Below are 14,002 nucleotides of genomic sequence, written 5' to 3' on the forward strand. Positions count from 1 at the left end.
TTTTCCTTTTTGGGACACCCTAAACTAGAAAAAATGACATGGGGTGATGATCATGAAAATAGAAAGGTCGTCCGAGTGGGAAGAGGGCTTTATCGATCGATTAAATCATCTTGAAAAATGGGATAGCTGGACATTGTACAAGATGAACTATGATATTGTGAAAATGAAACTAATTCCTGATTTTACAGGATTGCAGGCTACAAAGTATTTACCTAATTTACAACCTTTGAAACACCAGTTAGAAGCAGCCGAAACAGTGATTGAACGTATGAATGGGAAAGCTATTTTAGCTGATGAGGTGGGGCTAGGTAAAACAATTGAAGCGGGCTTAATCTTAAAGGAATACCTTATTCGAGGGCTTGTGAAAAGAGCTTTAATTTTAGCACCTGCTTCTTTAATTAATCAGTGGATTGAAGAGTTAAATATAAAATTTCATATTCCTGCCGTCGCATATAAAAAAAATTGCCCGATAGAGCGCTATGATGTCCTCATTATGAGTATGGATACGGCAAAAAAGAGTCCACATAGAGAGCGCATTTATGAGCAGGATTATGACATGATAATTATTGATGAGGCACATAAATTAAAAAATAATAAAACACAAATTTACGAGTTTGTACAAGGCTTAAAGAAAAAATTCTGCTTATTATTAACTGCCACACCTATTCAAAATGATATCTTTGAATTGTATTATTTAATCTCCTTATTAAAGCCTGGGCATCTTGGTAACTATGATGCCTTCCAATCGGCTTTCTCTGCTAGCAAGCATGATTTAGAACATGATGATTATTTAAAAGAGTTGGTTAATCAGGTAATGGTAAGAAATCGTAGGGAAGATACGGGGATTGATTGGACAAATCGTCGTGTTCAAATTGTACCGATTACATTTACGGACGAAGAAAGAGAAGTTTACGAAATGCTTGGCAACCTTCAAAACACAGGGTCATTTTCATTAATTACCTTGCAAAAAGAAATGTGTAGTAGCAAGGAAGCTACGGCATTAACATTAACGAATATGCTAGATGATCATGTACAACCACAAGAAATTGAAGCGATTATTACTAAATTAATGACCTTGGAAGTGAATTCAAAGGCGGAAAAGACATTGGAAATTGTTAAACAAGCAAATGACAAGGTTATTATTTTTACAGAATATCGTGCTACGCAAATTTATTTGCAATGGTACTTACATTCTAATGGCATATCAAGTGTGTTGTTTAATGGTAAATTTAATAAAAGTAAACGAGATTATATGAAGCACCTATTTAAAGAAAGAGCCCAGGTGCTCATCGCTACTGAGGCAGGAGGAGAGGGGATAAACCTTCAATTTTGTCATCATGTGATCAACTATGATCTACCTTGGAATCCAATGAAGCTAGAGCAACGTATTGGTCGTGTCCATCGTTTGGGGCAGGAGCATGATGTCCATATTTATAATCTCGCCATTGAACATACAATTGAAGAGAAAATCTTGGAATTGCTTCATACAAAAATTGATGTGTTTGAGAAGGTGGTTGGCGATTTAGATGCCATATTAACAAACTTTAAAGAATCTGTATAAGGTAGGGAGGTGCAGCTATGTATCCACAGCAAGTTCACCACTATTTAAAGGAATTTTTTATGGAGAATAACTGTGCAATTATAGGAGAAGAGAATCATTATCTAACCGTTCAATTAACGATAGACATCGATAAAAGAATTATGAATAGGCCATTTTATTGGCAATATGTTGAAGCAACGAATAGTGAACCAAACCCAGCGCAAGTAACCTTTATTACAAATCAAACAGCAATGGCTGGTAATTTATTTGGAGAAGCTATTCATTACGGCTCTCCACGTTTAAATCAGATATTTTTAGCTACAAGGGAACTAGGAGCTTATGTTCAGTTGTTTGAAAAAGTGGATCGTGAGATGGGGCAGGTTATTTTAACGCCCTGGTTAGGTGTTAACTTTAAAGTTTCGTATTGCTGTGATCGTACAAAAGAAATGCTTTACTCATTTGGCATTAATTTATTGACGGGCGTCATCAAGGAGGGTTTTCATGAAAGGATTTGTTCTTCGGACTTTAACATAGAACCTGAAGAAAATGTATTTCATGTGCAATATATTATTAAGCCTGCCAGAGCACTGGAAAGATTGAAAGCTACAATTGAGTCAATTATTGAGCAGGATGACCATTCCTGGGCAACGGAAGCACAAAAACGATGGCAACGTGATCAACGTGTATTAGATTATTTTTATGAGGATATAGATGATAAACCAGAGTGTTATGAAATTGAAAGAAAAGCATTAGAGGAGCAATATGAAGCAAAAATTAAAATAGAAGTCATTAATGGGGGATTATTTTATCTCTTTTAAATGAGGAGCTGTCTGACAAAAAGACAGCTCTTTTTCTGCTTTAATGATCTTCAACCATGCTTTGAAGCTGAGCCAATTTATTATCCCAAAATAAATGAAAGTATTGGAGCCAATCTTCAATCTCCTTTAAACGCTCACTATGCAAGGTATAGATTTTTTCACGACCTTTTTTTTGAGCAGAGATTAGCTCCGCCTGTTCCAATATTTTTAAATGCTTTACGACAGCCGTTCGACTAATCGTAAAATGCTCAGTAATATTGGAAATAGGTCTGTCGCTTGCTGCAAGGAGCTGTAAAACACTTCTTCTTGTGGGATCAGCGATTGCTTGAAAAATATCATACTTTACGGCTGCTTCAGTCATTAGAATTCAGCAGCCTCTTTTAATTTATGATTAATAATCATTGTCCATCCGTTATCCATATTAGTACGTACGGCTTCAGTAGCAGTGTTTGCTTTCGGAATAATATGTGAAGCTTCCTTCCAGCCACCATGTGTTAAAGTAAATTCAGTATGCTCGCCTACTTCTTTTAACTCAAAAGTTACGAACCAGCCATCTTGATCCCAAGCAAATCGTAGAAAGTGCGGTGCATCTACACGTTCTACTTTACAGGGTGATGGGCCGAACGGTGATTGAATAGTGAATTCGTATCCTTCGATAGGTTGAAAATCATTTGGCATAAACCAAGAAGCTATTTTGTCAGCTGTTGCCACAGTCTCCCAAACTTTTTCGATAGGGGCATTTAATGTAATTGTTTTGACAATATCCTGTAATTTTTCAGTCATGTTCTATTACTCCTTTTTCAACGTTATTAAGTCCACTAGCAGAGGAATCTGTATAAAATATAACCATAAGGTGTTATGAATATATAACACCCTACGGTTATATGTCAACGGAAAAATTTTGTATCTTTCTGTTGGTCTTGGCGTATGTTACAATTACTTTTATAATTTTCTGACAGAAAGGGTGGGCGTAATATGGTCAATATATCTGTATTCTTAGTTATGTGCATTTTACTTATTATTTTACCTGGCCCTGATACAGCGATTGCAACAAAAAACACACTGACTGTAAGTAGAAAGGGTGGTTTACAAACAATCATAGGTTCTTGTTGCGGTTTATTAATTCATACTTGTGCGGCTGTTATAGGACTTTCGGCGATTATTGTAAAATCTGCCTATATATTTGCTGTTTTAAAATATGTTGGTGCGGTTTATTTATGTTATTTAGGAATCAAGACCTTGTGGACACTTCGAACAATTCGAACACAATCTCCAGTTGTAGACGATGAAGGAAGTATAGAACACAAATATTCTCACCAATCTTGCTTTAAACAAGGGTTTCTCACAAATGTGACAAATCCAAAGGTCGCCGTATTTTTCCTAACATTTCTCCCTCAATTTGTAGATGGAAATAGTGGAACATTTTTTCCTTTTTTAATAATGGGTCTAATTTACACAGCATTAACAATGCTATGGTTTATCTTCTACGTGTACCTTTTAGATCGAATTAGTGCATTTATGAAAAAGCCATCAACTAAGGCAGTAATTGAAGGATTAACAGGTGCAATATTAATTGCATTTGGTATTAAATTAGCATTAGAAAAAGCACACTAAAAAATACACCACCTTATTAGATTATTTTTTACTATAGGGTGGTGTATTTTTTGTTGGCACTTATTAAGATAGAGTCATTCCTCACAGTTCTTTAATTCATAAACATGTTGCTTAATGTAAGACCTAAATAATGCCTATTAACTATTCGATTTTCAAGCAATTGCTTCAACATCTGTTACATCTCCAATCTTTGATAAATTATGACAATATTTATAAATGATTGTAGGTCATATCACTCTTAAAAAACTCTCCAAAAGTCGAAAAGACACGTATAATGGCAGGGGTGAAAATATCTAAAATTTATAGTTCAACACATTGCAAAGGATTAAAAAGAAAGGATGGAGAATTTATTGCTAAAGGGCAGTAATTGAAGATGCTTTTATAACAAATACGAATAAATGGAGAAGATAGTGATGGAATTAAGAGATTTAAAAGCCTTTATGGCTGTTGTTGAGCATAGGAGTTTTACTAAGGCTGCACATGATTCCTTTGTATCTCAGCCTTCATTAAGCAAAAGTATCAAAAAATTAGAAGCATCATTACAAGTTGAATTGTTGAACAGATCAACGCGTAATGTAGAACTTACTGATGCAGGTAGTATTGTTTATCATCAAGGACAAAAAATAATGCAGGCTGTCCAAGAACTACATATTTTGCTAGACGATTTATTAAATATTAAGACAGGTGCTATCAAATTAGGGATTCCACCTTTAATTGGAACTTTATTTTTCCCTGAAATCGCTAGGAGATTTCATCAACTATATCCTGAAGTGCATTTAGCGCTTATCGAACGTGGTGCAAAAATGGTAGAAATGCTAGTTGAAAATGGTGATGTTGATATGGGCATCGTTGTATTACCAGTAGACGAAAGGAAGTTTGCTGTTCAACCCTTTATAGAAGACCAGTTTTATGTCTTTATGAATGAATCTCACCCCTATGCACACCAGGAATCCATAGCTTTAAAAGATTTAGAAAATGAAACGTTCATTATCTTTGCAGAGGAGTTCACGCTTCACGACTATATAATTAAATCCTGTGAAAGTGTTGGTTTTACACCTACAATCGGCTATAAAAGTTCACAGTGGGACTTGATTGTAGAGTTAGTATCCTCCAATTTAGGGGTTACATTGTTACCCCATTCCATTGCAGCTAAGCAAACAAATACCAATGTGAAAATAATTCCATTAGATGATTTTGAAATGCCGTGGCGTTTAGGGATTATTACGAAGAAAAATGCCTACCAATCTTATGCATTAAAACAGTTACTTGAAATGATAGGTAAGAATGGGGAAAATAGATTTATTCCATATAGGAATAAATAGTATTCTAATTAATTCCTTTACTTGTAAAATAGCAATGATGTAGAATTTTTCTTAATAAACGAGCAATTCAGGGAGGTTTCGAGATGGGTAATGGGAAGGTATGGAGTTCGTTTGAAGAGGTGATTGCGGATATTAAGGATGGAGATACATTAGCTGTAGGTGGCTTTGGGCTATGTGGTATACCCGAAAAATCAATCGCAGCATTAGTGCAAAAGGGAACAAAGGATTTAACGGTTGTCAGTAATAACTGTGGTGTAGATGACTGGGGATTGGGTTTACTATTAGCAAACAAGCAAATAAAAAAAATGGTTGCTTCATATGTAGGAGAAAATAAGATTTTTGAACAACAATTTTTAAGTGGTGAGCTAGAAGTAGAGTTGACACCGCAAGGAACTCTTGCAGAACGTTTGCGTGCAGGTGGAGCGGGTATTCCTGGTTTTTACACAGCTACAGGGGTTGGAACGCCAATTGCTGAAGGAAAAGAAGTGAAGGTTTTTGATGGCAAAGAATATATTTTGGAAGAAGGTATTGTTGCTGACTTTGCGCTGGTCAAAGCATGGAAAGCCGATAAGCTAGGAAATTTAGTTTACAGAAAAACATCACGCAATTTTAATCCATTAGCTGCTATGTCAGGGAAAATTACAATAGCTGAAGTGGAGGAAATTGTAGAAGTAGGTGAGCTAGATCCTGATCATATTCATACACCAGGGGTTTTTGTACAACGTGTAGTATTAGGTGAAAATTATGAGAAGCGTATTGAGCGTTTAACGGTGAAGAAGGGGGAAGCATAATGGATACAAGACAAAAAATTGTTAACCGAGCAGTAAAAGAAATAGCCAACGGTATGAATGTCAATTTAGGCATAGGTATTCCAACACTTGTTGCGAACGCAATCCCAATCGATTATGACGTACTCTTACAATCCGAAAACGGACTTCTCGGTATTGGTCCTTATCCAGTAGAAGATGCAGTAGATCCGGATTTAATCAATGCAGGTAAAGAAACAGTTACGGCAGTTCCGGGGGCATCCTTCTTTGACAGTGCAGAATCATTTGCGATGATTCGAGGTGGACATATTGACCTTGCCATCTTAGGAGGGATGGAGGTATCTGAAACAGGAGACCTTGCTAACTGGATGATTCCGGGGAAAATGGTAAAGGGCATGGGTGGCGCAATGGACCTCGTCGTTGGTGCAAAGAGAGTGATTGTCGTCATGGAGCATGTGAATAAAAATGGTGAATCTAAAATTAAAAAACAATGTGAACTGCCACTAACGGGTAAAGGTGTCGTACATCGATTAATTACAGATTTGGCTGTATTTGATTTTACAAAAGATGGTATGCAACTAATAGAATTAGCAGATGGTGTTTCTTTAGAGGAAGTAAAAGAGAAAACAGCTGCTTCTTTTAGCGTTGCTCTTATACAATAACTTCAGACCTAGGACTGTTTCCAGCGTTATGGTCTCATTTTACAATAGTCTAAAAGGGGATTTCATAACAATGGAACAGCAATGGACAAATGAATTAGCAGTCGCACAGGTGCGTGTGGCAAGACCAACCGATCAGCTAAAGGAAGTAGAACGATTTTACTGTGAAGGTGTCGGATTAAAGAAAATTGGTTCGTTTACAGAACATCGTGGCTACAATGGTTTAATGATTGGTCTTCCAGATGTAGGTTATCACTTAGAATTTACTGAGCATAGTGACGGTAGCCCTTGTCCAGCACCAAGTAAGGACAATCTTCTCGTACTTTATATCCCAAACAGAGATACGATTCGTCATATTGCCGAACGTCTTGCGCTCATGGGATATCCCGAAGTTGAGCCTGAAAATCCATATTGGGCTGAGAAAGGGGTAACCATTGCAGACCCTGATGGCTGGCGTCTAGTATTCATGAATACGGAAGGCATTTAAATAGAAAATTTTAAGCACGAGCACGTAAGTAGTCTCGTGTTTTTTTGTAACCTAAAATACCCCTTGTAGTATATAATCTGTTTAGGGGGTTACTAAATGCAACGAATAAAGACATTAAACAAATGGTGCGAGGTTTTAGAGCAATCGAAGTTCAAACCTTGTCTTGTGTTAAAAATTAGCATGACATGTATAAGTAGTATTTCAGCATTAAAGGAATATAAAGAATTACAAACGGAATTGCCTAAATATCTTGTCATTGTACAAATGGATCGGGTAATTTCAAATGCTATTGCCTGTGATCTTCAAGTGAAACACGAATCTCCTCAACTAATAATCCTGCAGGGTGGGAAAGGAATTTGGCAAGCAACTCACTACAAAATAAAGCACGCTCTTTTAGAAAACGCTATAGAACAATATGTAAAAAAAGATACGCCACAATAGGCTGTGGGGTATCTTTATGTGATTAATCTTCTAAAGCCTCATCTTCATGATAATTTGTAGCGCTAGACTCGATATCGACCTGTAGATAATTGGCCCAGTCTATTTTGTGAAAATCCTCTTCACTAAAATAAATATTCAAAACCTCGGTCATTGTTTTGTCCCCATCAGGTTCAGTGAGAGGAGCATACCAAGTAATAGCTGGTGTCTTCACATTTTTTAATTTGGACAAATCAGCGAAAATTTTAGTAGAATCCTTTAGCATCTGGCTTTTCGATCCTTCTGTTACATCTGTATCTTGAATGGAAATTGTGACAACACCGTCTTTTGATTCATCCACAGAGAATTCATTTTTCACAATCGCGCCTACAATATCTTCAACATTCGTATTTTGATCGACTGCTACTTCCTTTGGCTCGGCGTTCTTTCCACAAGCTACTAATAGTAGTGAAGTAAAAACCAATAGATAAATTAATTTCTTCAATGTCATAACCTCCCTTGTTACTCCATCTATGTGCAAAATGGGAGGGAATTATACAAAATACAAGAAGGTTGTCCTTACTTTTTATGAATGGTTAGGAAGTGATTGAATAAGGAGAAGAGGAGAATAAGTTGAATATAAAAAGCACCTTAACCTAAATAGCTAAGGTGCTGTATCAATCATGTATAAAAAGCCGCGTATGCCGTAGTTATTATAGAAAGTTTTAAACCACCACTCCTCAAAGTGGGTGTTCGCAGAAGTTTTCCTGCTTATCCTCATGCACCGTAGTGTGAGGCCCGTCATTCCAACTCCAATAATAAAACTCCCTTTTACAGCTTAAAGGTTAAAACTTAATATTATACGAACAATGCAGCCTTTATGGATATAATAAAGCATGATCGATAAACATGCAAGTAAGATGATAATGGCAAATTAGTCAATGGGCAAGTGTTCCAAATAGCGTTATAAACATCTTGCACTACCTTCAAAAAGATGCTGATGTTTCATATTTTTTTCACAAATGCGAACGAAAAATACGAACAACCTTTGCTAATTAAGGTTGACTATGTAAAGATAGGAGCATAAAGAGGATTTTCCTAGTAAAAATGTAAAAGGAGGAAGCAGAAATGGCAGCTTATCCAAATTGTCCAAAATGTCATTCAGAATATACATACGAGGATGGAGCAAACTATGTATGTCCAGAATGTGCGCATGAATGGAGCATGGACGCAACTGAACAGGAATCAGATGCACTTATTGTAAAAGATGCAAATGGTAATCTGTTAGCTGACGGCGATTCAGTTACTGTTATTAAGGATTTAAAGGTGAAGGGCAGTTCTTCCACTTTAAAAATTGGTACAAAGGTTAAAAGTATAAGACTAGTGGAAGGCGATCATAACATCGACTGTAAAATTGATGGCTTTGGTGCCATGAAATTAAAATCAGAATTTGTCAAAAAGGCCTAACAAACAAAAAAAGCACCTCAACTTTGGTAAAAAAGTTCAAGGTGCTTTTTTGTTTATTGAAAAATCCTACGTAATAGAATGGCAAAAGCTGCGCCAATTAAGGCGAAAATGGTATGTAAAAGTGCGATGTAGCCAGCTCCAATCGCAAGCGTTCCTATTTCTGTTAAAGAAAAGGTTGTAATATAGAGCTCATTATTAAGATTATTAATGATAGCCCAAACGAATACAGGCACAGAGCTTATGATAAAAACAATCCAGATGTTTTTATAGAAAAGGTAAGAAAGACAGCCGAAAAGAGCATATGAGATGACAAAGCCCTTTTGATTGCCGAGTAAGGACGAGTTAATAGCAAACATAAAGGATAATACAATAAATATGATATGAAAAAAGGATACTGTTCTTTTCATGGGTAAGTATGCGTTCTGAGTCGATGAATAGGCTACAAGCTGCTGACATTGCTGACAAGTTGTTAGATGCCGTTCGACAAATTCTATTGTTGATGGTTGAAGCAGTTGTTTTTTATAAAGAGGTATTAAATCTTCTATAATAGAGCATTCCTGTGACAATACTTTCCCTCCATTCAATCTCTCCTTATTATACGACTTTTTGTGGAAAATAAAAAAAGCCTTCCGTGAATTTTTCAATCGGAAAACTTGTACATGCACCCTATTAGTTTGATGTTAATACTTCATTTGTTAATGCTTGAATATCGATATGTGTTTTTTCCTTTACTGCATCCTTTAAAATTTCTGTGCGGAAATATTGGACGGTCGCTTCAAGCGGAATAGCCAAGAGTTTTGAAAGGGCTGATTGGTACATATAGACAAATTCTTTGTCAGTATTACCACGCTTTAATTCTGCGAAAGCCTCATAAAACTGATCGAGTTTATCCGCAAATTCAAGTAGCCGACCCTCTAAAGTATGATCCTTACCTTCTTTCATCCGTTCAAAGAAAATAGCCTGAAATTCTTGTGGAATTTCATTGATAATGAATTTTTCCATCATCTTTTCTTCCACGTGTGCTAGCATTTGCTTTAACTCTGGGCTAGCATGTTTTACTGGTGTCTTAATGTCACCAATAAACACTTCCGCAAAGTCATGATTGATTGTCTTTTCATATAAAGACTTCCAATCAACTGTCGCACCGTGCATTTCTTCTAACGTTGCGAAAAACATGGCATATTGTGACACTTTCCAAGAATGGGCTGCCACATTGTGCTCTTCAAATTTGAAGCGACCAGGGCAACGAATAATACGCTCTAAATCATTAAGGCTTGTGAAAAATTGATGAATTCCTATAAAAATCACTCCTTTTTGTTCTATAAGTGCATGTTACTATAAACAATACCCTCTTTATACGGTTTTCAAACAATTTAACAATGATTCAAGCTATGTTTACAAAGGATTCACAATTGCTGATAAAGTCAATTCAGCTTGAATGCTATAATGAAGGGGACTGATGAAAAGGGGAGTACAGAGCATGTTTTCCATTTATACACTTCTTCTTTATATACATATTTTAAGTGCTATTCTTTCGATTGGGCCTTTGTTCGTTGTGCTAACCATTGTAAAAAAAATGCACACAGCTTCAATGGATGACATGCCACCATATATAGAAGCCTTTAAGGGGGCCATTACGCTCGTCAAACATTCAGGGCATGTACTAGTAGCTTCGGGTATTTTGTTAATGTGGCATGCGGGCTATCAATGGAATACCTCATGGATTGTATTAACTTTCCTCGTGATGTTTGCATCAATCGTATTTCTCGCAAGAGCGTTTAAACCGACGTTGCGTACTTTTAATACACCAGCATTTAATCAGCAACAATTTGTTTCACTTTTGCATCGTAAAACATGGATGTATATAGTATTATTGCTTATTATGCTATGGCTGATGGTAGCAAAGCCCGTTCTTTGGTAAAAAAGATAATGTCATCCGCAGAAAAAGGCTTTTTCACAAGGCGAGAGATTGGTTCCGCCAGTGTCCTTTCCAGAGGGCGTCCAATAAGCCGCTAAATCCCCTAGGAGTGACGCTGGCTCCTCTCAAAATCAACCATTCTGCAGAAGTGTCTTTTCCTTATCAGCAGTAACGATCAAATAATCCATTATTTGAATTGGGCGTTTATTTTCAATGTAGAGAAGTGATGGTTGATGACACTCCTCACTAAAATGAGTAGTTAACACCTTCACTTTATTTGGGAAACTTTGCTAAAAGGAAACATTTTCACCTTTCATATGTTTCAACACTATGAAAAAATCGCACCCCTTAAGGAGTGCGATTTTTTAGCTTACTAAGCGTTTAAAATAACTTTTTCGAATTAATACATAGCTAATGAGGAAAAGCACAAAGAAACAACAAGAGCTAGCTATGGAAACTTGTAAAAATGCTGTAGAAACCATTGTTCGCATAGCTAAAAGTGTAATTAGCAAGAGTGTAATAGCTATGGTGAACGGTACAAAAATAAGAATTGCCAATTCTTTAGTGATAATAGTAGCTAATTCATTTCTAGAAAGTCCTAGCTTACGGATACCAATATACTTTTCCTTCTCTTGTTGTAAAGTTGTTTGTAAATAGAAGTACAATATACTCATGGCTGCACTTAAGAAAATGAGACTTAGCATGGAGCCGATAAAGAACATCACACTCTTAACAAACATCTCTGTGTTATATAAATCAATTTTGGATGTTACATAACGTTCTCCAGGTAAAGAGGGTAAGTTACTTGTAATAGCTTTTGCCAAATCTGTATGGGCTGTCCAATCTTCCAGTTCATAAATATATGTTTTATAAACAGGGTAGTCAATAGTTTTGTAAATGTCATCAGGTACAATGAAATAACTTTGCTGGAAGCCAGTAGATAGCAGATTTTGCTCATGGGTGCTGGCTAGTTTGAAAGACTTTATATACAAATCGCTGGCATTATTTGTTGTAGGTGCTACATCACGACTGCCAGCGACGGCAATAAATTCATCTTTACTTAGCTTGTTGTCCTGATGCTGGATCTGGTTATAATCCGATAAAGACATATAGCCAATGCGTTGATCTTCATTTGATTTAAATTCAATAAAATACTTGTGAGCTTGAACCGTTGATAAAGTATTTTCAAGATAATCAAGATCAGTCTTTACCATATTGTCATCAGCTTTTGGATCAGCAATATATTGAAAGCTATATGGATAATTTTCTTCACTAGCCTTTTTTACATTGTAATAAGAGCTAAATAAAATACTTGTACATAGAAAGACACCGCTTAATAGGATAGTAATTAGAAACAGCATATTTGCATGTGATTTCATTTTTGCATTTAAATTGGATGCCAAAAGCATATTGGTTTTTTGAAGATAGGCAGGAGACTTTTCATATATTTTCAAAAACAAACGAAATCCTTGTGTAATAACTAAATAAATCGTACTAAGAATGCTAATAAAAAATAACAGATAATAAAGAACACTTAAAGTGTCTACAATGGAATGCTCGATTTTTAGTAAGTAAACTAAAGTGGCTGATATCAAAATACTTAGTATTAATAAGACATAATGAGGCTTAATAGATTTCTCGATAACTGTATCACTTTTTAAGAGTTGGATAGACGTTTCTTTATTAATGAACCTCGTAACGACTGTAGATATCACAACAAATAAAATCAGAAATAATCCTATGGTTATGCTGATTGCTTGAAGAGGTAGGTACATGCCAAATGTTTCTGCCTCTAAAATAACTCTTGCACCCATTAAGAAAAGAGGTGTAATAACAAGTCCGAGAACGATAGCTGCCAGAATAGCTAAAACGCCAATCAACAGATTTTCTCGGAAGACCAGTTTACGAATTTGCTTCATGGAAGCCCCAGTAATCATAAATATTCCTAAGGTCTTGGTCTTTTTACGTAAAAATGCTGTGATTGAATAGGTAATGTAGATAAAAGAGAATAAATAAACGAGCATACTAGCTAACATTAAAGAAATTCCAAGTGTAGAGTCTGGATCTAGGCTTTTCAGATTTGGATGAAAGACGATAACAGAAAAGAGAAAGAAAATTATAATAGAAAACATACTACTCAAGAAGTAAGAAACATACGTCCATTTGTCACGTAAGATATTTTGGATCACAATATGATTAAAGCTCATGCTGTCCACCACCTAGAAAAGCAAGCGTGTCCATAATTTCCTGATAAAATTGCTTGCGGTTGTTGCCTCGATGTATTTCGTTATATAATTTCCCATCTTTAATAAAAATAATGCGATTGGCAAAGCTTGCTACATAAGGATCATGTGTCACCATGAGAATAGCTGTATTAAGCTTTTGATTAATCGAGGAAAATAAGTTCATGACATCATTGACAGCCTTGGAATCCAAGTTTCCTGTAGGCTCGTCTGCTAACAATAAACTTGGCGCATGAATAACGGCACGAGCGATGGCTACTCGTTGTTTTTGTCCTCCTGAAATTTCATAAATACGTTTAGGCAACAGTTCCTCGATACCAAGAAATTGAGCGACATCCTTTAAACGCTGAAGCATTTTTGAAGCAGGTATGCTATCTAATGTTAATGGTAATAAAATATTTTCTTTCACTGTTAATGTATGCACAAGATTAAAATCCTGAAATACAAAGCCTAGTTCAGAGCGTCTAAATTTGGCGAGCTCCTCATCATTTAATGCGTAAGGATTATGATTGTTTATGAGGATATCGCCAGCGGTAGGACGATCAATAGTGGATACACTATTTAAAAATGTTGTTTTCCCACTACCTGAAGGTCCCATGACAGCTACAAATTCCTGTTGCTGTAGCTGAAAATCGATACCGTTTAACGCTTTATAGGTGATCTCACCGATGTATTCCTTGTGCAAATTGGTTACTTGTAGTATTGCGTTACCCAATTTAAAACAACTCCTTTATGCTCATTAGATAACTT

The 14,002-nt window shown here is 36.0% G+C and carries 17 protein-coding genes and 1 other RNA gene; 10 read left to right on the top strand and 8 right to left on the bottom strand.

Features of this window, described 5'->3' with window-relative positions; all coding sequences use genetic code 11:
* Positions 1–46 precede the first annotated feature (46 nt).
* On the top strand, positions 47–1,561 hold the full coding sequence (locus L6W14_RS01645; RefSeq protein WP_048393198.1) for a DEAD/DEAH box helicase: 1,515 nt from the start codon (positions 47–49) through the stop codon (positions 1,559–1,561).
* A 17-nt stretch (positions 1,562–1,578) separates the two neighbouring features.
* Complete coding sequence (locus tag L6W14_RS01650) at positions 1,579–2,358, top strand: YqhG family protein (protein ID WP_131522480.1); 780 nt, start codon at positions 1,579–1,581, stop codon at positions 2,356–2,358.
* 40 nt (positions 2,359–2,398) lie between these two features.
* Here L6W14_RS01650 and L6W14_RS01655 read toward each other — a convergent pair whose 3' ends face one another.
* Positions 2,399–2,719, bottom strand: a complete 321-nt coding sequence (locus L6W14_RS01655) for an ArsR/SmtB family transcription factor (protein ID WP_131522481.1) — start codon at positions 2,717–2,719, stop codon at positions 2,399–2,401.
* Complete coding sequence (locus L6W14_RS01660; protein ID WP_131522482.1) at positions 2,719–3,141, bottom strand: SRPBCC family protein; 423 nt, start codon at positions 3,139–3,141, stop codon at positions 2,719–2,721. The genes L6W14_RS01655 and L6W14_RS01660 overlap by 1 nt, the downstream gene beginning before the upstream one ends.
* A gap of 192 nt (positions 3,142–3,333) precedes the next feature.
* On the opposite strand from L6W14_RS01660, the gene L6W14_RS01665 reads away from it, so the two are divergent.
* The 6 genes from L6W14_RS01665 (at position 3,334) to ytxJ (ending at position 7,648) form a co-directional block, all read left to right on the top strand.
* Complete coding sequence (locus L6W14_RS01665) at positions 3,334–3,972, top strand: LysE family translocator (protein WP_131522483.1); 639 nt, start codon at positions 3,334–3,336, stop codon at positions 3,970–3,972.
* 413 nt (positions 3,973–4,385) lie between these two features.
* Positions 4,386–5,294 (top strand): LysR family transcriptional regulator, encoded by a 909-nt coding sequence (locus tag L6W14_RS01670; RefSeq protein ID WP_131522484.1) that lies wholly within the window; start codon positions 4,386–4,388, stop codon positions 5,292–5,294.
* Between the two features lie 83 nt (positions 5,295–5,377).
* Positions 5,378–6,085: a CoA transferase subunit A gene (locus tag L6W14_RS01675; protein WP_131522485.1), complete on the top strand. Its 708-nt coding sequence runs from the start codon at positions 5,378–5,380 to the stop codon at positions 6,083–6,085.
* Positions 6,085–6,723 (top strand): 3-oxoacid CoA-transferase subunit B, encoded by a 639-nt coding sequence (locus tag L6W14_RS01680; RefSeq protein WP_131522486.1) that lies wholly within the window; start codon positions 6,085–6,087, stop codon positions 6,721–6,723. The genes L6W14_RS01675 and L6W14_RS01680 overlap by 1 nt, the downstream gene beginning before the upstream one ends.
* A 70-nt stretch (positions 6,724–6,793) precedes the next feature.
* Complete coding sequence (locus tag L6W14_RS01685; RefSeq protein WP_131522487.1) at positions 6,794–7,207, top strand: VOC family protein; 414 nt, start codon at positions 6,794–6,796, stop codon at positions 7,205–7,207.
* A gap of 96 nt (positions 7,208–7,303) precedes the next feature.
* The gene (gene ytxJ, locus L6W14_RS01690; RefSeq protein WP_131522488.1) at positions 7,304–7,648 is read left to right on the top strand and encodes a bacillithiol system redox-active protein YtxJ; all 345 of its coding nucleotides are present in this window, start codon (positions 7,304–7,306) and stop codon (positions 7,646–7,648) included.
* Positions 7,649–7,670: 22 nt separating this feature from the next.
* On the opposite strand, the gene L6W14_RS01695 is transcribed toward ytxJ, so the two are convergent.
* Together L6W14_RS01695 and ssrS are read right to left on the bottom strand one after the other, a co-directional pair.
* The gene (locus tag L6W14_RS01695; protein WP_227745007.1) at positions 7,671–8,135 is read right to left on the bottom strand and encodes a hypothetical protein; all 465 of its coding nucleotides are present in this window, start codon (positions 8,133–8,135) and stop codon (positions 7,671–7,673) included.
* A 177-nt stretch (positions 8,136–8,312) separates the two neighbouring features.
* A non-coding RNA gene (gene ssrS / locus L6W14_RS01700) (6S RNA) lies at positions 8,313–8,505 on the bottom strand.
* Positions 8,506–8,752: 247 nt separating this feature from the next.
* Here ssrS and L6W14_RS01705 point away from each other — a divergent pair.
* Positions 8,753–9,091, top strand: coding sequence for a zinc ribbon domain-containing protein YjdM (locus tag L6W14_RS01705; RefSeq protein ID WP_048393229.1), 339 nt, complete (start codon positions 8,753–8,755; stop codon positions 9,089–9,091).
* A 53-nt stretch (positions 9,092–9,144) separates the two neighbouring features.
* Here L6W14_RS01705 and L6W14_RS01710 read toward each other — a convergent pair whose 3' ends face one another.
* Positions 9,145–9,657 (bottom strand): zf-HC2 domain-containing protein, encoded by a 513-nt coding sequence (locus tag L6W14_RS01710; protein WP_131520663.1) that lies wholly within the window; start codon positions 9,655–9,657, stop codon positions 9,145–9,147.
* Positions 9,658–9,760: 103 nt separating this feature from the next.
* Positions 9,761–10,399, bottom strand: a complete 639-nt coding sequence (locus tag L6W14_RS01715) for a YfbR-like 5'-deoxynucleotidase (RefSeq protein ID WP_237899159.1) — start codon at positions 10,397–10,399, stop codon at positions 9,761–9,763.
* Positions 10,400–10,571: 172 nt separating this feature from the next.
* Between L6W14_RS01715 and L6W14_RS01720 the strand changes: the two genes are divergently transcribed.
* Positions 10,572–11,012, top strand: a complete 441-nt coding sequence (locus tag L6W14_RS01720; RefSeq protein ID WP_131520665.1) for a hypothetical protein — start codon at positions 10,572–10,574, stop codon at positions 11,010–11,012.
* Positions 11,013–11,374: 362 nt separating this feature from the next.
* Here L6W14_RS01720 and L6W14_RS01725 read toward each other — a convergent pair whose 3' ends face one another.
* Together L6W14_RS01725 and L6W14_RS01730 are read right to left on the bottom strand one after the other, a co-directional pair.
* Entirely contained in the window at positions 11,375–13,216 is a 1,842-nt protein-coding gene (locus L6W14_RS01725; RefSeq protein WP_237899160.1) for an FtsX-like permease family protein, read from the bottom strand.
* On the bottom strand, positions 13,206–13,967 hold the full coding sequence (locus L6W14_RS01730; RefSeq protein ID WP_131520667.1) for an ABC transporter ATP-binding protein: 762 nt from the start codon (positions 13,965–13,967) through the stop codon (positions 13,206–13,208). The genes L6W14_RS01725 and L6W14_RS01730 overlap by 11 nt, the downstream gene beginning before the upstream one ends.
* Between the last annotated feature and the right edge of the window lie 35 nt (positions 13,968–14,002).

Origin of the sequence: Lysinibacillus sp. ACHW1.5 (genome assembly GCF_022014815.1) — a bacterium.
Taxonomy (GTDB): Bacteria; Bacillota; Bacilli; order Bacillales_A; family Planococcaceae; genus Lysinibacillus; species Lysinibacillus capsici.